This is a genomic window from Acinetobacter sp. YH12106, from assembly GCF_013418995.1.
Taxonomy (GTDB): domain Bacteria; phylum Pseudomonadota; class Gammaproteobacteria; order Pseudomonadales; family Moraxellaceae; genus Acinetobacter; species Acinetobacter pseudolwoffii.
The window spans coordinates 17447-39134 of sequence record NZ_VPAV01000016.1; the positions used below are offsets into that span (position 1 = coordinate 17447).

The window sequence follows — 21688 nt, forward strand, 5'->3', positions numbered from 1 at the left end:
TATGACATTTTGATGACGGCACTCAAACGTAGTGTGGGCTTTAGGTTAGCGTATGTTAACGTACCAAAATCATTTCCAGCACGAATTTAGAACCAATAAAACCCAGTGCCAGCAGACCAAAACCTAAAAGTGTAAAGCGCACGGCTTTCTGGCCACGCCAGCCAAACTTCCAGTGTCCGATTAATAGTGAACCATAAACCAGCCAGGAAATAATACTGAACGCAGTTTTATGTGCCAGATGTTGGGCGAAGAAATTATCGATGGTGAAAAAGCCAAAGCTCAAAGCGAGGGTAAGTAAAACAAAACCGGTCATCAGCATATCAAACAGGAGTGATTCCATGTCTTGATAAGAAGGCAACAAACTGACCCAAACCCGGCGTTTTTGCTTCTTTTTCAGCTCGCGATCCTGAAGTCGCAAGATCACGGCCTGAATGGTCGCCATGTAGATGAAGGATATAAAAATCTACCATTTCCCTTTCAGGAAATTGCGATTCAGCCACCGGTATTACAGGTTGAATGGAACTTTTATCAGTTAATTGGTTATATGAGTACCTGGTCAGCCGTGAAAGCTGCCACTAAAGCACTTGGACATAATCCATTGGATGTACTGGCAGATGCTTTATTGCCAGAATGGGAAGATCCAGAATTGCCTAGAGTCATTCGCTGGCCATTATCAGTGCGTGCGGGGCGTATAATCCTTTAAAGAATACTCAAGCTAAAGCCTTTTCATTGAACAATGAATTGAATATTTCAAGGCTCAGAATTATCGCCCTAGAATCATTTCCAGCACAAATTTAGATCCAATAAAACCCAGTGCCAGCAAGCCAAAACCGAGCAGGGTAAAGCGCACGGCTTTCTGGCCACGCCAGCCAAACTTCCAGTGCCCGATTAACAGTGAACCATAGACCAGCCAGGAAATCATACTAAAAGCAGTTTTATGCGCCAGATGCTGGGCAAAGAAATTATCGATGGTAAAGAAACCAAAACCGAGCGCCAGGGTCAGCAGGATAAAGCCAGTCATCAGCATATCGAATAACAGCGATTCCATGTCCTGATAGGAGGGCAGCAGATTGACCCAGACCCGGCGTTTCAGTTTCTTTTTTAGCTCACGATCCTGCAGGTACAAAATGACGGCCTGAATGGTCGCCATCAGCAATACGGCATAGGCAGACAAAGACAAAATAATATGAATGTCCAGGCCCAGAGAATTTTGGCTAATGATTTTAGCCGGCTGGGTAAAGACAAAGCCGAGAATTAGACCCGTGGCAGCCACCGGAATACCAATCAGATTCAAGGCGATAATTGGACGATATGTACTGTAAATAATACTGAGTAACAGCATCAAGCCCGAAGTAAAGGAAAACAGGGCAAAGACATCATAATTGATGCCAATCGGAGTACGCATATCGCCATATAAAACCAGCGCGTGCAATACTAGTCCGAGCAGTGCAGTTAGCCCGACAAACCATTGGTTAGGGCTACGTTTAGACATTAAATGAATGAACAGATACCAGAATGAAGCGGTATAAGCAACTAATGCTAAGATCGTATAAACCAAGGGGAGGCTAACCATGTCAAACCTTTTTAAGGGTGATGAATATTCATTTATATAAATTCGCTGCGAACTACAGTATCCTATAGCATTCTATGCATAAATTTTCTATTTTAAGAAACAATTTTTTGCTCATGGCTATTTTAAGCGGATTTTGCAATGTTTGATACCTTAACAGAACGACTCACGCAGAGTTTAAGAAATGTTACTGGCTCAGGGCAGCTAACCGAAGACAATATTAAAGATACGTTACGTGAAGTGCGTATGGCGCTTCTTGAGGCCGATGTTGCGTTACCTGTAACTCGTGAATTCATCGCGAAAGTTAAGGAAGAAGCATTGGGCCAGGAAGTGATGACTCAGTTATCTCCTGGACAGGCTTTTGTCAAAATCGTTCATGACGAATTGACCAAAATGATGGGCGAGGCCAATGAAAGCCTCGACCTCGCTGCAAAACCACCTGTTGTTGTCCTGCTGGCAGGTCTACAAGGTGCGGGTAAAACAACAACCGCAGCGAAACTTGCACGCTTCTTACAAGAACGTCAAAAGAAAAAAGTCGCGATGGTATCTGCTGACGTATACCGTCCAGCAGCGATCAAACAGCTACAAACGGTTGCAGGCGAAGTAGGTGCGATTTTCTTAGAATCTCACGCAGATGAACGCCCAATTGATATTGCAAAACGTGCAATTGAACAGGCAAAAATCCAGTTTGCTGATGTGCTGATTGTCGATACGGCAGGTCGTTTGCATATTGACGATGACATGATGGACGAAATCAAAGAGCTGCATGCAGCGATTAACCCGACTGAAACCCTGTTCGTGGTCGATGCCATGACCGGTCAGGATGCAGCAAATACTGCCAAAGCATTCAACGATGCCTTGCCTTTAACTGGTGTGATCCTGACCAAAACTGATGGTGATGCGCGCGGTGGTGCGGCGCTTTCAGTACGCGCGATTACTGGCAAGCCAATTAAATTCTTGGGTATGGGTGAGAAACTCGATGCCTTGGAGCCATTCCATCCTGAGCGTGTTGCACAGCGTATTCTCGGTATGGGTGATGTACTTTCTTTAGTCGAAGAACTTGAACGCAAGGTCGACAAAGAAAAAGCCGAAAAAATGGCAAAAAAACTGCAAAAAGGTGGCAGCTTCAACTTTGAAGACATGCTGATGCAGTTTGAGCAGATGAACAAGATGGGCGGCATGATGGGCTTCCTGGACAAACTTCCTGGTATGAGCAATGCCGGTCTGCAAGATGCGTTGGCCCAGGCCAATCCTGAAAAGCAGGTCAAGAAAATGGAAGCGATTATCCAGTCGATGACCATCAAAGAGCGCCGTAATCCAGACTTGATGAACCCAAGCCGTAAAAAACGTATCGCAGCAGGTTGTGGTATGGAAGTGGCGGAAGTCAACAAGTTGATTAAACAACATGCGCAAATGGCCAAGATGATGAAGAAATTTGCCAATCCGTCAGGTATGGCAAAAATGATGAAATCACTCGGTGGTTTGCAGAAACAGTTTGGCGGCGGCGGTGGCATGGGTCCACTGTTCGGCGGCAATGACAAGAAATAAGATTCTGATTTAAAAAAGGCGCGAAATGCGCCTTTTTTATTATGTATCAATCAGAAAACCGGTTTAAACAAAACAACATTTACTTACCCAAAATAAAAATCCAATCAGGCAGACTCAGGAACATCAGCACAAAACAAAGAGAAATTTAAAATGGCTCAAGTGATCATCGTCCATGGTTATACTGCAAGCCCGGAAGAAAACTGGTTTCCATGGATTCAGGAAAAAGCCCAACAGGAAAATGTCAGCTTAAAAGTACTGCGACTTGACCCATCGACCACACCCAAGCTAGAGGTGTGGGACCAGCAAATGCGTGAGCAGATTGAGGGGATTGATGAAGACAGTATTTTTATCGGGCATAGCCTAGGAACTGTGGCTGTATTGCATTACTTATCCAGAGAGTTAAAACAGCAAAAGATTCAGCAATTGGTATTGATCGCAGGATTTAATGGCCGCTTGGGTCGTTTAGATGAAGTCAATCCGTTTATTGATGCTGCTGAGATCGATTTTGATCTGCTTAAACAGCAGGTGGCAGAACGGGTGGTGATTTATTCTGAAGGCGATGATCGGGTGGAGCCTGAATTTAGCCTGGAACAGGCAGACAGTCTGGATGCGATTGTGGTGAGTGCCAAGCATCAGGGACATTTTATCGATTCAGAAGGCTGTACCGATCTGCCAGAACTCTGGAAAGTGATTGAGCCTTATCTGATTAAAGCTGAATCTTAAGCAGGTTGTTGGATTCGTTCAATTTGTAAATTGAGTCTGAGATGGGATGCAAAAAGTTACTTGAATTTCATCTTCAGACTGTTTAATAGTAGTTTTTGTCAAAGCACTTTGTGCTCAATTATAATAAGTAAAACACGATGAAAAATATAATCAACAAAGTCTATATCGTGCCTGATTATCAGGCCACCTCAAATGACCATTGGTATCCGTGGCTGAGTCGCCAACTCAAAAATGTCGGTGTTGATTCAAAACGGATTATGCTGGCCAATCCTTTTCAGCCTGACCTAGAAGAATGGCAGCAAAATCTGAAACTGCATATTCCACATCTGGATGAGCATACGTTTTTAGTTGCCCATGGCCTGAGTGGACTCAGTGTTTTAAGTTTTTTACAGCAACATTATCTCCAGCAGCACCGCAAGACCGGCGGGGTCATTCTGGTTTCAGCTTTCGATACACCGCTGGTGGCCTGGTCGGAACTGAATAAAATGCTGCAGGCGACACGACTGGATCTGAACAACCTGCCGTATAGCTATAAACGCGCGGTCATGCTGATCTCCAGTAATGATCCTTTTGTACCTGCACCGGTTTCCCTGCGCCTGGCCCACAGCTTAAATGCTCAAATTTTTGAGATTAAAAAAGCCGGACATTTTAACAAATGTGATGGATTTACCGAATTTCCTCAATTGCTCGAAATCATGAAACTGTGTCTGGCAAATGAGCCGCAAAATGCTGCAAACCTTTAAGCAGAAGATCAGGTTCAATCCTCGGCTGATACGGCTCAAGATGCTGGGCAAACAGTGGGGCATCTCCACCGGTTAGTACCAGCTGTGCCGGAAAATCATGCAGCACTTTTTCAATGGTGCTGAGCAGACCGAGCAGAATGCCATGATGTACTGCATCGATGGTATTGCGTCCGGGATTGAGCTCAGAAAATGCGGCATCCGGAATTTTAATACCTTTGGTATTCTGAATCAGTGCATCACGTTGTAAATATAAATTTGGCAGAATAAAACCGCCTAAATGTTGTTGTCCTTGAATCAGGTCAATGGTCAGCGCTGTACCACAACTAATCACACAATAATTCTCATGAGGCTGGGTCGCGACAGCAAGTACCTGTAGCCAGCGGTCAATCCCCAGTTGTGCGGGTTCATCATAGCCACAAATCAGGCCAGCATATTGGGCCTGCACCTGAGCAAAAATCACTGGAATATGCAGACCATCTAATATACTGAGAATGCGCTCATTATTGACCTTGTCCTGAACCGAAGACAATCCGACCTGATCCAGATCCAGCGTTTTAAAGTGCTGAATCAGGCCAAGTAACAAATCGGCAGGGGATTGTAAATGTAATTCCGCTGCATGTTCAATGATCTGATCTTGTTCGGTAATCCAGTATTTGAGTCGGGTATTGCCAATATCTAGCCATAGTTTCTTCATGGATTATGCCTGTTCAAGGATTATTTTTGAGCCGTAATTGACCTTGGTAAAAGATGTGGACACCTGTTTCAGTTGCGATTTTAACAGCGCCATCATCCTGAATACCCAGAAATTTTCCTGAATATTGCCCTTGCAGATCGGTAAATTCAACCCTCTCTTGGATAAAAGCGGCATGTCGATTGAAACGACCAGACAGATTCTGGCTGCCATAACTAAACCATTGTCCGGCTTGCTGAATCGCCAGATACAGTTCTGCAATCAGCTGAATGCGTGAACCCGGATGCAGGCCCAACTCATTCAATGAGGTCACTTGCTGCTCGGGAACCTCAGCAGACATTGGGCTGAGGTTGATCCCGACCCCGACCACCACTTGCGTAGGTGAAATTGGTTCTACCAGAATGCCGCCCCATTTGCCTTTGACGCTATACAGGTCATTCGGCCATTTTACTTGCAAGTCCAGCCCTTGTAGACTGGGCATTTGCAGGATATTTAACGCAATTTCCAGAGCCAAACGGCCATCGATGGGTTTTTGTGTATGCAGCAATGTGCTTAAATAGATATTCCCTTCAGGTGAAATCCACTGACGCTGGCGCTGTCCACGGCCTTGGGTCTGCACATGGCTACAGACCAGAACCTGCTGTACCCCCTTGGTTGCCAATTCCCGCACATCGTCATTGGTCGATGTGGTAATCGGTTTGATGAGCAATACTTCCGGAAGCTGGCCTGCATCGCTTAATCGTTGTTGCAGTTCACGAGTTTCTACATCCATTTGAATCTAAACGTGGTAAATATCGTTATGGAGTTAATCATATATTTATTGATTGGTGCAATTGCCGGATTTACCGCTGGCCTGTTTGGGGTTGGTGGTGGTTTGATTATTGTGCCGATTCTGTACATTGTTTTTACCCAGCTCCAGTACGATCCCGGCGTGATTATGCACATGGCGGTGGGGACTTCTCTGGCTACCATTATTGTCACCTCGATCAGTTCTGTCATGGCGCATCATCAAAGAGGTGCCGTGTTGTGGTCGGTATTTCGTAATCTGGCACCCGGCCTGATTATCGGTTCCTTTCTGGGCGCAGGGATTGCTGACTATTTGTCGGGTCAGGGTTTGCAGTTGCTGATTGGTTTTTTTGCAGTCTGGGTCGCATTTAGAATGTTTAAAGGTGCCAATGTCCAGGTTGATCCAAACAAAAAGCTGCCATCAACCCCGCTACAGCTTGCGGCGGGTGGCGGTATTGGTGTGGCATCCGCGATCTTTGGCATTGGCGGCGGTAGTCTGACCGTACCTTTCCTGAATCGCTGCGGTATTGTGATGCAAAAAGCAGTCGCGACCTCTGCGGCTTGTGGCTTGCCGATTGCCGTGGCAGGCGCACTTGGTTTTATCTGGTTTGGTCAGAAGGCGCAGGTCGAGGTGCCAAATACGATTGGTTATATCCATATTTATGCCTTTATTGGCATCAGCATGATGAGCTTTTTTACTGCCAAACTCGGTGCAAAAGTAGCACATCTGCTTTCACCGGCAATGCTGAAAAAATGTTTTGCCGCACTGTTGACCACCGTCGGTCTGTACTTTATCTATCAGGGTTTTATGGCCTGATTTAATATTTTTCGGCTGAGCTGATGGATTGCATAAGGAGAATAGGTGACTATTCTCCTTTTTTCTCAGCTTGAGTTGGCTGTACAGACACAAGATTGTCTGACAATGTCAAAGTATTCCTTGCTAAAAATCTGTCTAATAGTGCAATAGTCCGAGTGAAGGGCTAAACCAGTATCCATAAAAATAAAGACAGGAATGGTATGGCATTAGAAGAAGCGCACAGTTTGTCTGAGCAGATTGCCAAGCATATCAGTGAACAGATTATTCGCGGTGAGCTGGTCGAAGGCGAACGCATACAGGAACTCAGGATTGCTGCCGAGCTGGACGTCAGTCGCGGCTCGGTCCGTGAAGCACTGCTGTTGCTGGAACGTACCCAACTGATTGAAATCTATCCGCGTCGTGGTGCCATTGTCTCGGAAATGTCGGCCTTGCAGGTTCGTGCCTTATTTGACATCACTTCATTATTACTCGGACAGATGGTGCACCGGATGGCGGAAACCTGGCGAAGTCATGAAGCCGAGCGCATTCAGCTATTATTAGAACAATTAGATGCAGAAACTCGCCAAGGACATACAGAAAAGTTTTATGATCTGATCTTTCAGGGCATGGCCCAGCAGCGTGAGATGGTCGGAAATCCCTATCTGATGCGCTACTATCAGGAACTGTTACCTTGCTTGCGGCGCAGCTATTTTCTGACCCTGAATATTTCCAGACGTGAGTTACAGGAATCTTTCGACCTGTTTAAACTGGTCACTGAAGCAATTTTGATACGAAAAACCCATCAGGCCGCTTTATTTATGGAAGATTTTTGTCGACACTTGCGCAACCTTGTGTTGGAATCTCTGACACGGATGAAACAAATTGAACTCGCGTGGGCCAGACGCTCACGACGTTAAATCAGGACACTATGCGTTTAAGCAGTTTAAAACTTTCAGGCTTTAAATCTTTTGCCGACAGTACCACTTTACATTTTAAAGATAATCGTACTGCGGTGGTGGGACCGAACGGGTGTGGTAAATCCAACGTCATTGATGCCATACGCTGGGTCATGGGTGAGTCCAGTGCGCGCCAGCTACGTGGTGGCAGCATGCAGGACGTGATTTTTACCGGAACTGCCAAGCGTAAACCGGTGGGCATGGCCAGTGTGGAACTGCGCTTTGACAATACCTATGGCAAGCTGGGCGGTGCTTATAATGCCTATAATGAACTGGCAGTACGCCGCCAGGTCAACCGCGATGGCAAGTCTGAATATTTCCTGAATGGCAGCAAATGCCGGCGTCGTGATATTACCGATATTTTCCTGGGGACTGGGCTTGGGCCACGCTCCTATGCGATTATTGAGCAGGGTATGATCAACCGTCTGGTGGATGCCAAGCCGGACGAAATGCGGGTCTATATTGAAGAAGCTGCCGGCGTTTCACGTTATCAGGCACGGCGCCGTGAAACCATGCTGCATCTGGATCACACCACGCAAAACCTGTCGCGTCTGGAAGATATTGCCTCTGAGCTGAAATCTCAGCTAAAAACTCTGAAACGTCAGGCTGAAAGCGCGATTCAATATAAGCAACTGGAAACACAGATCCGCAGCATCAAGATTGAAATCCTGTCTTTTCAATGTGAACAAAGCCAGCGCTTGCAAGAAGAATATACCGTGGAGATGAATACTCTCGGAGATAATTTTAAGCTGGTGCGTTCCGAGCTGACTACGGTTGAACATGATTTAGGTCGTACCAGTGAACTGTTTCAGCGTCTGATTCAGCAATCGACACCTTTGCAAAGTGAATGGCAACAGGCCGAGAAAAAACTGGCCGAACTGGAAATGACCTTGCAGCAAAAACAGTCTTTGCTCGAGCAAAATTCCACCAGTCTGGTCAAGCTGGAACAGCAAAAAGCCCAGACCAAAGAGCGTTTGCAATTGATTGAACTGCAACTCGATACCTTGCAGCAGCAAGCTGAAGATCAGCAAACACAATTGCAGCAGCAAGATGGCCAGAATCAGGCGCAGAGCCAAAATCTGGCTGATCTCAAATCACAACATACAACAGTCGCGGCACAATTTGCCCAAATCAAAACTCAGGTCGAACAGCAGCAGCAGCGTAAATTACAAATGCTGGCTCAAAGTGAACAACTGGCCAAGAATATTGAGCGGATTGAACAGCAAAAACAGACCGTACAGCAACAGAGCATACAGATTCAGCATCAAGCGCAACAAGATGAGCTAGAGCAATATCAACAAGACAAGACTGAGATCGAACAGCAGCTATTCACATGTGAAGCGCAACGCACTGTATTGCAAGATCAATTGGCTCAAGTTCAGACCGAGCAGGCAGAACAGCAGCAGTGCTTGATGCAGTTAAAATCTGAAATTCAGGTGCTGCATTCAGAACAGAACAACCTCAGTCAATTGCTGACCAAAGCCAATCCACATGCCAAGGCCGATGCACTACAGCTAATGCATGTACTTAAGCTCAACGATGCAGGCAAAGACCATGCAAAGTTGATCGAAAAGTTTCTGGCAAAATGGCTGTCTGCCCAGATTCTGGCAGAGGGTGAAAACTTTCTTGAAGATCGGGCGCGTCAGTTAAAGCCATATACTGTGCAAGATGAAATTCAGATTGCCAATACGGTGTGTCTGGCCGACTGGATTGAATCTCCACAGTATTCACTGTGGCAGCAGGTTGCAGTTGTAGATTCATTAGCGCAAGCCTTGAAACTTCAAACTGGGCTTTTGCAAGGTCAGACCCTACTCAGTCTGGATGGCTATCAGGTTGGGCCTGATTGGGTGATTGCGCTGGATTATGATGAATCGAGCCAAGCCGCTCAGGGCGCATTGAGTCATCGTATCCGTCTGGAGGAAATCGAGCTTCAGTTATCAGCACTGAATACCCAACTTAGTCAGGCTGAAGAGCAACTGCCTGAACTGAATCTTCGGATGAAGGAGTTAAAAACCCAGATTCAAACGATCAGTGAGCAGTACAAGCACACACAAAAGCAACTGCAACAACTCGATGTCAATATTGCCAAAGTTCAAAGTAGTGCTCAGGCTTTCGCATTACATAAGCAGCAATTACAGCATCAGCTGCAACAACTCGATGAGCAGCTAGAAGAAGATGCCATGCAGAAAGATGATCTGGAAATTGATCTGCATGCTCTGAATATTAAGCTGGAACAAGCGCTACCAAATTATAAAACCCTGCAATTCCAGCTGGAAGCATTGAGCACTCAGTTAGATGACTCGCAGCAGCTTAGCCAGCAAGCGCAGCAGGAACTGGAACTGCTGCGCCGTCAAAGCGTACAGAGTCAGCAGCAGATTGAATTGCTGGAAAAAGATCAGGTATTTTTAATAGAACAGTATCAACAAATTAATCTACAAATCGAGCAGGCCAAGAAATTTGTCGATCCGGTACAGCTGGAATTGCCTGCTTTACAGAGCCAGTTTAATGAACAGGCGCAGATCACTGAAAAGCTGCAAAAAACCTGGACCGACTGGCAGATCGAATTAAATCAGGTGCAGAGCAAACAGCAGCAGCTGACTGAACAGCGTCACAGTTTCCAGCAGCAGGATGAAAAACTGCGTACAGCACTGGAAGCCAAACGTCTGGCCTGGCAGGCAGCCAAATCTGATTTGCAGCATTATTCAGAACAATTAAAAGAACTGAATCATGAAGTCATCAGCGGTTTAACTATTGATGTCAAAACCCATCAGGCGAAACTGGAAAAAGCTCAGGTGCAGTTCGATAAGCTCGGTGCAGTGAATCTGGCGGCTTCTGAAGAATATGAAGAAGTCTCGAAACGCTATGAGGAACTGAGCCACCAGATGCAGGATCTGGAAAATACTGTGGAACAGCTACAAGCTGCGATGAAAAGTATTGATCAGGAAACCCGCAAACTGTTTATGCACACTTTTGATCAAGTCAATGCCGAACTGCAAAACCTGTTCCCGAAAGTATTTGAAGGGGGCGAGGCGAGTTTAAGTCTTGAAGATGGATGGCAATCGGGTGTAAAACTGATGGCCCGACCACCGGGTAAACGTAATAGCTCCTTGGCATTACTCTCCGGTGGGGAGAAGGCTTTAACTGCATTGGCACTGGTATTCGCGATTTTTCGCTTAAATCCGGCACCTTTTTGTGTACTCGATGAAGTCGATGCACCACTAGATGATGCCAATGTGGGACGTTTTTGTAATTTAGTCAAAGAGCTTTCTGAACACGTGCAATTTATTTATATTACCCATAACAAACTTGCAATGATGATGGCGACTGATCTTTTAGGTGTAACCATGCCTGAACCGGGAACCTCAAAATTAGTGACAGTAAATTTGGAACAGGCAAAAGAATACGGCTTAGCTGCGGAGGTATAATATGGAAATCACCACCATTATCGGGATTGTGATAGCAATTGTCATCATGCTGTTCGGCATCAGAATGCTGTTCAAAAAACCTGTAGAGGCTGTACCGTCACTGGATGCCAACCTGCATATCGATCCGGATAGCCAGACCCCTGTCATTCCTCGGCATGTACGATCGCAACTGGCAAAGCAGAACGCAGATCCGGCACAGCGTGTAGAGCCAAGCCTGCGTGTAGAAGAACCGGCCCCTGAAAAGCCCTCAGCATTTCGCAAGCCTGAACCGATCTTAGCTGAGCCAGCAGTGCTTGAGACAGCTGCAGCGGTCGAGCCGAGTCCAGTGACCGAAGCTGAAGTCGTGGCAAGTTCTGCAAGCACAGAAGCAGCCGAAACATCAGTGGAGCAAAAGCCGGCCGAAGTAGAAGCGGAAAATAACCAGACGGAAGATAAAGATACAGCTACCGAATTTAGTCTGAACAGCAGTATTGAAAAAGCGGAAATTTCTGAATTTAATGATGAAAGCAGTATTCTGGATGCTCATCTGCATGAACAGAAAATAGTGGATGAAGAAAGTGCCTTATCCAATGCTGAAACGATTATTTCTCTGCATATCTATCCGCAAGGCCGGGTACTTTCAGGTGATAAAACCCTGAAAGTCTTGTTGAAATATGGTCTGCGTTATGGCGAACTGGCCTGTTTCCACCGTTATAGTGAAGATGATTCAAAACTGCTGTTTTCGGTACTGCAAATGACGGATACCGGCATGGAAGGTTTTGATCTGGAAACTCTCTCGACTCAGGAAGTCAAAGGTCTGGCCTTCTTCCTGGCTTTGCCGCATAGCGATGTACAAAATGCCTTTGATACCATGGACAGTATTTCACGTCTGATTGCCCGTGAAGTGGATGGTCTGGTCTACGATCAGAACCAGCAGGAATTTACACCACAATTACGTGAATTCTGGCGCCATCAGGCGATTGATTATCGCGCGGGTCAACCTACAGAAGTTTAAGCGGTTTTGTTTAATCTCCAAGTTGAATCTGTGGACTGCAATTTTTATAATAGCCAAAAGCTGAATATTCTACAGGGCGGATTTTCCGCCCTTTTTTATGGTGAAATTATGACCCAAGATGCCACTGTCATTGCGCAAATGCGTCAACTGATTCAACTGCTTGCCAAGCATAATCATGCTTATTATGTGATGGATCAACCGAGCATTGAAGACAGTGAATATGATCAGCTCTTTCATCAGCTTAAAGCTTTAGAACAACAATATCCCGATCTGATCCAGCCGGATAGCCCAACCGATAAAGTCGGCGGGCAGGCACTTGCAAAATTTGTGAGCATTACTCACGCCGTTCCGATGCTGTCCTTGGGCAATGTCTTTAATCAGGACGATCTTTTTGCTTTTGCTCGCCGTATTGAAGAGCGTTTGCCGAATCAAAAAATTGAATATGATGTAGAACTGAAATTTGACGGTCTGGCTATTTCCCTGTGGTATGAGCATGGCGTATTGACCCGTGGTGTGACTCGCGGCGACGGGGAAACCGGTGAAGATATTACCCAGAATGTCAGAACCATTCGCAATCTGCCGAAACTTTTATCATCAGTGAATGGCATCATTCCCGATTTGTTAGAAGTACGCGGCGAAGTGTTGATGCCGAAATCCGGCTTTGAAAAACTGAATGCCGCCAATGCAGCCAAAGGTGAAAAGACCTTTGCCAATCCACGTAATGCGGCGGCAGGCAGTTTGCGTCAGCTGGATCCGAATATTGCCGCATTACGGCCACTGGCTTTTTATGCTTATGGAATTGCACAATGCGTACCGCATCATGGGCAAGGCACAATGTCTGCCAGTCTGGAATGGTTACATCAGTTCGGTTTTGCGGTTGGCGAGCGTCACTTTATCTGTGACAGTATCCAGGACGTGCAAAAAGTCTATGAACAGATCATTGAGGAACGTGCCAGTCTCAGTGTAGAAATCGATGGCATGGTGATTAAAGTCAATGACCTGAAACAGCAGCAGCAACTCGGTTTTCTGAGCCGGGAGCCGCGTTGGGCCACCGCCTATAAATTTCCGGCAGTTGCCGCCTTGACCACCGTTGAAAATATTAACTGGCAGGTGGGTCGTACCGGAACTCTGACACCGGTGGCACGTTTGAATCCGGTGGCGGTCGGCGGTGTCACGGTATCCAATGTGACCCTGCATAATATTGGTGAAATTCACCGTCTGGATGTACGGATTGGCGATACGGTCAGTGTCTATCGTAGTGGTGATGTGATTCCTAAAGTCGAAAAAGTCTGGCCGGAATTCCGCCCGGTGGATGCCGTTGAAGTGCATTTACCTGAGCAATGTCCAGTCTGTGATTCACCGGTGGTGATGCCGGAAGGTGAAGCCTTGGCGCGTTGTTCGGGTGGGCTGTATTGTGCAGCGCAGCGTATTGAGGCGATTCGTCACTTTGTTTCACGTAAAGCCATGGATATTGAGGGTCTGGGGGATCGCTGGGCAGAATCTTTGCTGCATCTAAATCTGCTGAAAGATGTCTCGGATATTTATCACCTGCATGAACATCGTGAGCAGCTGCTACAGATTGAAAAAATGGGTGAAAAATCTGTTCAGAATTTAATAGATTCTATTGAGAACAGTAAGAAAACCACACTGGCCGCTTTTATTTATGCACTCGGTATTCGTGGCGTGGGTGAAACTACAGCGCGCATGCTGGCCAATAATTTCCAGACCTTGGATGCATTACGTATCGCGGATATCGAAGCACTCAAAAAAACGCCAGATGTGGGGGATATTACCGCAGAATGGATTATTGATTTCTTTCAGGCGCCGCATAATCTGGAAGTTCTGGATCGTTTACTGGCCGCGGGCATTCACTGGGATGCGCCAGTTGCACCGACCCGTCAGCCACTCAATGGCGAAAGTTGGGTCGTGACCGGAACCTTAAGCAGTATGGGGCGCGATGAAGCGACTCAATTACTTCAGGCACTGGGTGCGCGAGTCAGCGGCAGTGTATCCAGTAAAACCAAATGCGTGGTAGCCGGTGAAAAAGCCGGTTCTAAACTGGACAAGGCAGAAAAGCTGGGTGTAACGGTCATCAATGAGGAACAGTTCATTGCCCTGATGAAAGAGCATGGGCAAATCGAAGACTAATCAGTTCTAAACAATGACTTAAATAAAAAAGACACTAAGGATGATGAGTCTTGAGGTGTCTTTTTTATTGCTAGTTCAAAACTATAGGTGAATGAGAGGGGGGAGGATAGACAAATACAAGGACGGGTTCGGCAATGTGAGTTGAATTCACGTACAATATCGATTCATTCGCAGGTATAGATCCTGCCTTATTGATTCTGTTCTCCCGTTGATGATTGACATACACATGGCTCAAGCAAAGAAATCTTTTCTGCAACAAAAATCGCAATTACATGCACGAAATCTGCATCGCAGTCGTTACGATTTTCCTCAGTTAATCAAGAGTTGTCCGGAACTTGCGCCTTTTGTCAGCCCGAATCAATATAACGATCTTTCAGTCAACTTTTCTGATCCTCAAGCTGTGAAAATGCTCAATAAAGCATTGCTCAAGCATTTTTATAGTATTCAATATTGGGATATTCCTCAAGATTATCTTTGTCCACCTATTCCGGGTAGAGCCGACTATATTCACTATTTGGCGGACTTGTTGAGTGATAGCAATAAAGGTCAGATTCCAATAGGACACGCCGTTCACGTATTAGATATTGGGGTGGGCGCGAACTGTATTTATCCGATTATTGGTCATCGTAGTTATGGTTGGAAATTTGTTGGCTCAGACATTCATCCTGCATCGGTTAAAAGTGCTCAATTTATTGTGGAGGCAAATCCAAATCTCAAAAAGGGGATTCAGATTCGATTGCAAAAGACACCGAGCAATATTTTCAAAGGCGTGATTAAACCTTCAGATCGTTTTGATTTGACCCTGTGTAACCCACCATTTCATGCTTCGCAAGATGAAGCAAATGCCACAGCAACGCAAAAATTACGCAAACTTGGCAAACCGGTTGATCGGTCTAAAGTGGTGTTAAACTTTGGCGGACAAAAGAACGAGCTGTGGTGTGACGGTGGAGAAGAACGCTTTGTTTGCCAGATGGTACAAGAGAGCACACAATTTGCTGAGCAATGTCTTTGGTTTAGTACACTGGTTTCTAAGAAAACCACATTGCCTATGCTGTTAAATACCTTGCGTAAGTGCGGTGCAGTGGATTTAAAAACCATTAAAATGACGCAGGGGCAAAAAGAGAGTCGTTTTGTGGCTTGGACTTTCCTAGATGCAAAGCAACAGCAAGCGTGGAAAAATGCGCGTTGGACTTCTGCTTAGCTTGTTTTTAGGCAGGAATAGTGAGCTTGTGGGCGCATAAGTCGGTGTAGTCGCTCAAATTTAATCTGACAGATACAATAAAAAAATCGGTAACTGTCAGATCAGGTTTGAGCTAGTACGATTAAGGAATATATTTTTTGACTACGCCATCATCGAGTAATTGCTGGAAATGCTCGACCAGACTTTCTCGTACCGGACGATACTGAATGCTCAGTTCATCCTGACTCTTTTGCGCATTGAAGTAGATCGGATAACCCATGTTCAGTTCCACAAACTTGGGACTAAAACCTGCCAATGGTCCAAACAGTTTAAAGGCCGCCTTTGGTAACTGATTGCGCGGGAAGGGGAACTTATTGCCAAAATGTGCTCGTAAAATCTGACCCATTTCCAGCAGGCTCAGGCTTTCACTACAAATAATATAACGCCCATGTGCTTCCGGTTTAAATGCAGCACGGAGATGTGCTTCAGCGACATCCTGCACATCGACCACACCATTCCACATCGGTGGAACGCCAAGCAGCGTCATGCCATTGGCAAACTGTTGGAGGACTTCCACACTGCCGGATTGGGTATTTGGCGTTAAGGATTGTCCAAAAACCAGTGCCGGATTGATACAGACCAGATCCCAGCGATCCTGTGCTTCAGCCATTTCCCAGGCTTTGCGCTCTGCCATGACTTTGGAATAAGGATAAGGCTGATGCGTGGCCGAACTGGTGGTATTCCAGCATGATTCATCAAAACTGTTATTTTCAGTTTGTAGAATATCAATGGCATCGCCATAGGTAGATGCGATACTCGATGTGACGATCACGCGTTTCACTGATTCAGTTTGATTGACACTATTCAATACATTTTCAGTGCCTAACACCGCAGGTTCGATAATATCTTTGACTGCATCTTTATAATTGGTGACCACAAAAGGCGAGGCCATATGAAAGACAATTTCACAACCTTGAATGGCCTGATCAAAAGAGCCTGGACTTAATAAATTGGCCTGAAATAACTTGAGAGTTCCCGGCGTACTGTCGGCAATTTTTTCTAAATGGGCAAAGCTTTTACTTTTATTCAGGTCACGTACCGTGGCATGTATGGTATAGCCTTGCGTGAGTAATTTCTGGATGACCCAGCTGGCAATATAACCCGATGCACCGGTAACCAGAACAGGCGCTGTTGTTTGGGGATGTGTCATATCGGAACCGTTGTTGTTTTAAATTTGTGTGAATGATAAGCGAAATTTAAGCATGAAGTACGCCAATGCGGTGATGTTTATACAAAAATAAGCAATCTTGTGGGTTTTAATGAATACTTACAAATCTTAACTGATGGATTTATCCGGCAGATTGTGCTTAAAGTGAATAGTCGTGACAGTGCAAAGTATTGTTTTATAAATGGGATTTAGTCTGGATCGAACTGTAAATGCAAGTACTTCTCATTTTAATTATATAAAAATCATATATTTAACCAATGTTAGGCTTTGCAAAATCCTTTGAGTTTCTCCATAATAGCCAGATAAAGGCAGGGAGTAATTCAAATGCGCGGTAATCCAGAAGTCGTAGATTATTTAAATATGTTGATCGGTGGCGAACTGGCTGCTCGTGACCAATACTTGATTCACTCTCGGATGTATGAAGATTGGGGTTTAACCAAAATCTTTGAACGTATCGACCACGAAATGCAGGAAGAAGCCCAGCATGCGGATGCGATTATCCGCCGTGTATTGTTCCTTGAAGGTACACCGAACATGCAACGCGATGACATTGAGATTGGTGAAGATGTGGTGAGCTGTCTGAAAGCCGACCTGAAACTTGAATATCATGTGCGAGAAAAACTGGCACAGGGCATCAAGCTGTGCGAAGAAAAAGGGGACTATATCACCCGTGATATGCTGCGCCAGCAAATGTCAGATACCGAAGAAGATCACACCTACTGGCTGGAAAAACAATTGCGTCTGATCGAACTGATTGGCCTGCAAAATTATATTCAATCGCAGATGTAAGATCAGATCAATCAAAAAACCCAGCATATGCTGGGTTTTTTTATGGGATAAAAATTGAGGGCAATACTATTCTGGTTTCAGTTGGGACAATGTGGGGTTGATAAACATTGCACAAAGAATAGGATGATTGCATAAAGAGACATTTAGTGAGCAGTTGGTTATTATGAATTTCTGGGTTCTAAGATCAAGGCCATGTGAATTCTCTAAAAAAAAGCTTATTTATCTTTGTGTGAAGAGAAGACGAATCGGCGTTTTAAAGATAAAAATGACATAAAAGGTTCATTAAAAATATTTGGTTAGGCAGAATAAGGGCAAGTGCATAAAAATAAATTTTCTCGGTAGAAGTTGAAAAAATAGTTGTTTTTGAAGATATGAGATTTGCTTTGTCCAATTTAATTTCTCTATTCAGCTTTGATTCATAAATTGCAACAAATATAGGGCGTTAGGTTAAGAACTTCCTAGATCAATAAAACATTAAGATAAAAATAGGTATGACTTTGAAATCAGCAATGTTAAAGATGACCGTTTTAGCACTGACCATCGGATCGGGGGAGGCGGTCTTGGCAAAATCGCCTGCGCAGTCAGATAAAGTTTTAAATATTGCATTTGAAGCGCCTGATGACGGTTTTGATATGGTCAAGACCTATAATTTTTATAGTGGCAGTATTGCCGAAGCGATTTTTGAACCCTTATTACGCTACGACTATCTGGCACGACCCGCCACTTTAACCCCGAACACTGCGGAAGCCTTACCCAAGATCGAGCAGGAGGGCAAAGTCTATACCTTCAAGATTAAGCCTGGAATTTACTTTAGTGCTGATCCGGCATTTAAGGGCAAAAAACGTGAACTGGTTGTCGAGGACTATATTTACTCCATGAAGCGGGTGATGGATCCTAAAAATCATTCGCCGACCTTTTCGTTTATTGAGGGCAAAATTCTCGGTGCAGATGCTGCCATTCAGCAAGCCAAAAGTTCTGGTCAATTTAATTACGATGCGCCAATTGCAGGACTAAAGGCACTTGATCAATATACCTTGCAAATCACGCTCACGCGTTCCGACTTTAATTTCCCTTATATCATGGCCTATGTCACTTTTAGCGGTACCGCCAGAGAAGTCATTGAGCATTATGGCGCGCGTGCAGGTCAGCATCCAGTCGGGACAGGGCCCTATCAATTGCATAAATATGTGCCGCGTAGCCGGATTGAATTAAAGGCCAATCCAGATTACCGGGGATTTAGCTGGAATTTTAAGGGTGAAAATACGGCCTGGGATCAACGTCTGGTGAAAGAAATGAGCGGCAAAAAAATGCCGCAAATTGGGATGGTCAAGGTCAGTATTATTGAAGAAGAACAATCGCGCTGGCTGGCGCTGAAATCGGGTCAACTGGATTATGATCGGCTTACCGCAAGTGGTGCTGAACAGGCCTTGGTCAATAAGCAGCTCAAAAATGAATACAAGCAAAAAGGCATTTTGCATTATCCAAATAAAGATGCAGAAATCACTTATACCATCATGAATATGCGCGATCCTGTGGTCGGTGGGAATACATTAGAAAAAATCGCTCTGCGTCGGGCAATCGCCTTGTCTTATAACCAGAATGAAGCCATCAAACAGCTGTATAAGGGACATGCAGATAAAGCTGAAATGATCATTCCCGAAGGCGTGAATGGGCATAATCCAGCTTATAAAAATAGTATTGCCTATAATCCCCTCTTGGCCAACAAGCTGCTCGACCGTTTCGGTTATAAAAAAGGTGCAGATGGCTATCGGACTTTGCCTGATGGCACACCTTTGACACTGAAAATGAACTCGACCAGTTCCAGCTCTTCAGTGATTGCAGCGGAATTATGGAAAAAGAATCTGGATGCAGTTGGTCTACGTATTGAATTTAAAATCAGCAATTTCGCCGACAACCTGAAAGAAGCCACCCAATGTAAACATATGCTGTGGGGCGGCGCCTGGATTGCAGATTATCCGGAGGGTGAAAATTTTGCTCAACTCTTATATGGCCCAAATGCACAGCAGGGCAACCTGAGCTGCTATACCTCAAAAGCCTATGATGCTCTGTATCAGGCTGCCATGAAACTGCCACCAGATCAGCGTACGCCCTATTATGAAAAAATGAACCGGCAAATCGAAGCCGATAATCCCTGGATTTTACACAATACCCGGGTGCGTAACTGGCTGATTCATCCTCAGGTCAAAGGCTTTAAGGCACATCCAATCATGAACTCCGTTTGGCAATATCTCGATATTGAACCAGTCAAAAAATAAACCTATTTAGATGAAGAGTATGATGAAGGGAAATTTATCAAAGCAATTCAAGCAACTGACGGGTAGTGTTCTGCTGGGAAGTTTGCTCTGCTCGGGGATCGTTTCTGCATGGGCCATTAATCCTGCAGATCCTAACAAGGTGATTCGGGATGTTTTTCCGGTGGCAGAAACCGGATTTGATCCCGCCGCAACGCACGATGCCTATTCAGCCCGGGTTAATAGCGCGATTTTTGAAAACCTGTTTAGCTATGACTATCTGGCAACCCCAGCCAAGCTGATTCCTAATACCGCGGTTGCCATGCCAGAAGTCAGTGCAGATGGTCTCACTTATACCATCAAAATCAAAAAAGGCATTTACTTCGCCGATGATCCCGTTTTTAAAGGTCAGAAACGTGAACTGACGGCTTATGATTATGCCTATTCATTAAAACGTCTGATCGATCCCAACTTGCATTCACCAAATAGCTGGTTGCTGGATGGCCGGATTAAAGGGCTGGAAGCATGGGTCGCCTTAGGCAAAAAGAATGGCAAAGTCTATGAAAACCCCTTTGAAGGCATTCAAACGCCAGACCGTTATACCCTGATTCTGAAACTGACCCAACCGGATCAAAACTTTCCGATGTTACTGGCACATGGCCCGGCGGCTGCAGTTGCCCGTGAAGTTATTGAAAAGTACCGTAATAAAGCAGGCTTTGCGATGGACAAACCAGTCGGTACAGGCCCTTATTTATTGTCACGCTGGACTCCGGGTTCACGCATTATTTTAAAAGCCAGTCCGAACTACCGGAGTTTTGTCTGGAATTTTAAAGCCAGTAGCAGCGAAGACCAGCCTATTGTGGATGCATTGCAAGGCAAAAAAATGCCGCAAATTGGCACGATTGATATCCGGGTCATTGAAGAAGCCCAGTCACGCTGGTTGGCCTTTAATAAAAATGAATTGGACATGACTGAAATCGACGGCGACATGGTGGTTCAGGCGCTTGAAAATGGGCTACTCAAACCCTCCTTAAAACAAAAAGGGGTTCAGTTATCCCGGATTACCGATCCGCTGATTGGCTACCATTACTGGAATATGCAGAATCCTGTGGTCGGTGGGTTCAGCAAGGAAAAAATTGCGCTACGTCGTGCCATGGCCATGGCTTACTCTACCGACAATATGATCAGTGTCTTGCTCAAGGGCGATGCCAATAACTTACAGATGCCGGTACCACCCGGGGTGGTTGGTTATTCACCGGATTATAAAAGCAGTATTCCCTATTCGGTCAAGGCGGCCAATATGCTGCTTGACCGTTATCAATACAAAGTCGGGGCCGATGGCTGGCGCAGACAACCCGATGGTAAGCCTTTAGAGATTGAACTGATTGTCGGTAATACCAGTCGTGGTCAGCAACAGGCAGAATTCTGGAAAAAAGCCCTGGACAATATTCAGATCAAGATGGTCAGTAAAGCCATGCCATTTGCCGAGGCGATCAAGCTGGAAAAACAGTGTAAGACCATGTTTAAAAGCTCGGCATGGATTGCAGACTATCCGGATGCCGACAATTTTATGCAGCTTTTTTATGGCAAAAATGTCAATGTCACCAACAATGCCTGCTTCAAACATCCTGAATTTGACCGCCTGTATGAGCAAACCCAAAGTATGCCAGCCAGTCCTGAACGTGATGCAATCTATCGCAAAATGTCCCGGATTCTGGAAGTGAATATGCCGGTACTGATGCTATATAGCACCTATCGTAATGTCTTGTCGCAACCCCGGGTCATTGGTTATAAAAACCATCCGATTCTGTCTTCAGAGTGGATGTACATCGATATTGATAGCAAAAAGTAAGAAAAAT

16 protein-coding genes and 2 pseudogenes are annotated in these 21688 nt (G+C 45.2%); 13 read left to right on the forward strand and 5 right to left on the reverse strand.

The annotated features are described in order from the left end of the window. Nucleotides 1-55 precede the first annotated feature (55 nt). Nucleotides 56-448, reverse strand: a pseudogene (locus tag FTU45_RS11155) (inner membrane protein YpjD); the annotation flags it as partial. Here FTU45_RS11155 and FTU45_RS11160 point away from each other — a divergent pair. Further along, nucleotides 437-703 (forward strand): annotated as a pseudogene (locus FTU45_RS11160) (class I SAM-dependent methyltransferase); the annotation flags it as partial. The pseudogenes FTU45_RS11155 and FTU45_RS11160 overlap by 12 nt on opposite strands. A gap of 60 nt (nucleotides 704-763) precedes the next feature. Here the strand turns inward: FTU45_RS11160 and FTU45_RS11165 are convergent. Next, on the reverse strand, nucleotides 764-1573 hold the full coding sequence (locus FTU45_RS11165; protein ID WP_180076403.1) for an inner membrane protein YpjD: 810 nt from the start codon (nucleotides 1571-1573) through the stop codon (nucleotides 764-766). A 138-nt stretch (nucleotides 1574-1711) separates the two neighbouring features. Between FTU45_RS11165 and ffh the strand changes: the two genes are divergently transcribed. The 3 genes from ffh to FTU45_RS11180 all read left to right on the forward strand — a co-directional run bounded on the left by ffh (nucleotide 1712) and on the right by FTU45_RS11180 (nucleotide 4584). Beyond that, nucleotides 1712-3118: a signal recognition particle protein gene (gene ffh / locus FTU45_RS11170; RefSeq protein WP_180076404.1), complete on the forward strand. Its 1407-nt coding sequence runs from the start codon at nucleotides 1712-1714 to the stop codon at nucleotides 3116-3118. Nucleotides 3119-3268: 150 nt separating this feature from the next. After that, a complete protein-coding gene (locus tag FTU45_RS11175; protein WP_005095930.1) occupies nucleotides 3269-3841 on the forward strand; it encodes an alpha/beta hydrolase in 573 nt (190 codons plus the stop codon). A 137-nt stretch (nucleotides 3842-3978) separates the two neighbouring features. Then, nucleotides 3979-4584, forward strand: a complete 606-nt coding sequence (locus tag FTU45_RS11180) for an alpha/beta hydrolase (protein ID WP_005172434.1) — start codon at nucleotides 3979-3981, stop codon at nucleotides 4582-4584. Here FTU45_RS11180 and FTU45_RS11185 read toward each other — a convergent pair. Together FTU45_RS11185 and FTU45_RS11190 are read right to left on the reverse strand one after the other, a co-directional pair. Further along, nucleotides 4535-5278: a type III pantothenate kinase gene (locus FTU45_RS11185; protein WP_005172432.1), complete on the reverse strand. Its 744-nt coding sequence runs from the start codon at nucleotides 5276-5278 to the stop codon at nucleotides 4535-4537. The two genes, FTU45_RS11180 and FTU45_RS11185, sit on opposite strands and share 50 nt — an antisense overlap. A 13-nt stretch (nucleotides 5279-5291) precedes the next feature. After that, on the reverse strand, nucleotides 5292-6047 hold the full coding sequence (locus tag FTU45_RS11190; protein ID WP_100355526.1) for a biotin--[acetyl-CoA-carboxylase] ligase: 756 nt from the start codon (nucleotides 6045-6047) through the stop codon (nucleotides 5292-5294). 27 nt (nucleotides 6048-6074) lie between these two features. Here FTU45_RS11190 and FTU45_RS11195 point away from each other — a divergent pair, with 27 nt between their 5' ends. The 6 genes from FTU45_RS11195 (at nucleotide 6075) to rlmF (ending at nucleotide 15581) form a co-directional block, all read left to right on the forward strand. Further along, entirely contained in the window at nucleotides 6075-6878 is an 804-nt protein-coding gene (locus FTU45_RS11195; RefSeq protein WP_180076405.1) for a sulfite exporter TauE/SafE family protein, read from the forward strand. 200 nt (nucleotides 6879-7078) lie between these two features. Continuing rightward, entirely contained in the window at nucleotides 7079-7774 is a 696-nt protein-coding gene (locus FTU45_RS11200; RefSeq protein WP_180076406.1) for a GntR family transcriptional regulator, read from the forward strand. Nucleotides 7775-7785: 11 nt separating this feature from the next. Beyond that, nucleotides 7786-11238, forward strand: a complete 3453-nt coding sequence (gene smc / locus FTU45_RS11205) for a chromosome segregation protein SMC (RefSeq protein WP_180076420.1) — start codon at nucleotides 7786-7788, stop codon at nucleotides 11236-11238. Nucleotide 11239: 1 nt separating this feature from the next. Further along, the gene (locus FTU45_RS11210; RefSeq protein WP_180076407.1) at nucleotides 11240-12232 is read left to right on the forward strand and encodes a cell division protein ZipA C-terminal FtsZ-binding domain-containing protein; all 993 of its coding nucleotides are present in this window, start codon (nucleotides 11240-11242) and stop codon (nucleotides 12230-12232) included. Between the two features lie 108 nt (nucleotides 12233-12340). After that, nucleotides 12341-14380 (forward strand): NAD-dependent DNA ligase LigA, encoded by a 2040-nt coding sequence (ligA, locus tag FTU45_RS11215; RefSeq protein WP_180076408.1) that lies wholly within the window; start codon nucleotides 12341-12343, stop codon nucleotides 14378-14380. 226 nt (nucleotides 14381-14606) lie between these two features. Next, nucleotides 14607-15581, forward strand: a complete 975-nt coding sequence (gene rlmF, locus FTU45_RS11220) for a 23S rRNA (adenine(1618)-N(6))-methyltransferase RlmF (RefSeq protein WP_100357348.1) — start codon at nucleotides 14607-14609, stop codon at nucleotides 15579-15581. Between the two features lie 121 nt (nucleotides 15582-15702). Here the strand turns inward: rlmF and FTU45_RS11225 are convergent, their stop codons facing one another. Next, entirely contained in the window at nucleotides 15703-16770 is a 1068-nt protein-coding gene (locus tag FTU45_RS11225) for an aldehyde reductase (RefSeq protein ID WP_180076409.1), read from the reverse strand. A 342-nt stretch (nucleotides 16771-17112) separates the two neighbouring features. Here FTU45_RS11225 and bfr point away from each other — a divergent pair, with 342 nt between their 5' ends. The 3 genes from bfr to FTU45_RS11240 all read left to right on the forward strand — a co-directional run bounded on the left by bfr (nucleotide 17113) and on the right by FTU45_RS11240 (nucleotide 21681). Beyond that, nucleotides 17113-17577 (forward strand): bacterioferritin, encoded by a 465-nt coding sequence (bfr, locus tag FTU45_RS11230; RefSeq protein WP_100328939.1) that lies wholly within the window; start codon nucleotides 17113-17115, stop codon nucleotides 17575-17577. A gap of 518 nt (nucleotides 17578-18095) precedes the next feature. Then, complete coding sequence (locus tag FTU45_RS11235; protein WP_180076410.1) at nucleotides 18096-19853, forward strand: ABC transporter substrate-binding protein; 1758 nt, start codon at nucleotides 18096-18098, stop codon at nucleotides 19851-19853. Nucleotides 19854-19875: 22 nt separating this feature from the next. After that, a complete protein-coding gene (locus tag FTU45_RS11240; RefSeq protein WP_180076421.1) occupies nucleotides 19876-21681 on the forward strand; it encodes an ABC transporter substrate-binding protein in 1806 nt (601 codons plus the stop codon). The last annotated feature ends 7 nt before the right edge of the window (nucleotides 21682-21688 follow it).

What these genes read in the sequence shown, in the direction of transcription:
- bfr (WP_100328939.1), top strand. Translation starts at nt 17,113, where the DNA reads ATGCGCGGTAATCCAGAAGTCGTAGATTATTTAAATATGTTGATCGGT.
- FTU45_RS11225 (WP_180076409.1), bottom strand. Translation starts at nt 16,770, where the DNA reads ATGACACATCCCCAAACAACAGCGCCTGTTCTGGTTACCGGTGCATCG.
- FTU45_RS11185 (WP_005172432.1), bottom strand. Translation starts at nt 5,278, where the DNA reads ATGAAGAAACTATGGCTAGATATTGGCAATACCCGACTCAAATACTGG.
- FTU45_RS11180 (WP_005172434.1), top strand. Translation starts at nt 3,979, where the DNA reads ATGAAAAATATAATCAACAAAGTCTATATCGTGCCTGATTATCAGGCC.
- FTU45_RS11190 (WP_100355526.1), bottom strand. Translation starts at nt 6,047, where the DNA reads ATGGATGTAGAAACTCGTGAACTGCAACAACGATTAAGCGATGCAGGC.
- ffh (WP_180076404.1), top strand. Translation starts at nt 1,712, where the DNA reads ATGTTTGATACCTTAACAGAACGACTCACGCAGAGTTTAAGAAATGTT.
- FTU45_RS11235 (WP_180076410.1), top strand. Translation starts at nt 18,096, where the DNA reads ATGACCGTTTTAGCACTGACCATCGGATCGGGGGAGGCGGTCTTGGCA.
- rlmF (WP_100357348.1), top strand. Translation starts at nt 14,607, where the DNA reads ATGGCTCAAGCAAAGAAATCTTTTCTGCAACAAAAATCGCAATTACAT.
- FTU45_RS11210 (WP_180076407.1), top strand. Translation starts at nt 11,240, where the DNA reads ATGGAAATCACCACCATTATCGGGATTGTGATAGCAATTGTCATCATG.
- FTU45_RS11175 (WP_005095930.1), top strand. Translation starts at nt 3,269, where the DNA reads ATGGCTCAAGTGATCATCGTCCATGGTTATACTGCAAGCCCGGAAGAA.
- FTU45_RS11165 (WP_180076403.1), bottom strand. Translation starts at nt 1,573, where the DNA reads ATGGTTAGCCTCCCCTTGGTTTATACGATCTTAGCATTAGTTGCTTAT.
- FTU45_RS11200 (WP_180076406.1), top strand. Translation starts at nt 7,079, where the DNA reads ATGGCATTAGAAGAAGCGCACAGTTTGTCTGAGCAGATTGCCAAGCAT.
- smc (WP_180076420.1), top strand. Translation starts at nt 7,786, where the DNA reads ATGCGTTTAAGCAGTTTAAAACTTTCAGGCTTTAAATCTTTTGCCGAC.
- ligA (WP_180076408.1), top strand. Translation starts at nt 12,341, where the DNA reads ATGACCCAAGATGCCACTGTCATTGCGCAAATGCGTCAACTGATTCAA.
- FTU45_RS11240 (WP_180076421.1), top strand. Translation starts at nt 19,876, where the DNA reads ATGAAGGGAAATTTATCAAAGCAATTCAAGCAACTGACGGGTAGTGTT.
- FTU45_RS11195 (WP_180076405.1), top strand. Translation starts at nt 6,075, where the DNA reads ATGGAGTTAATCATATATTTATTGATTGGTGCAATTGCCGGATTTACC.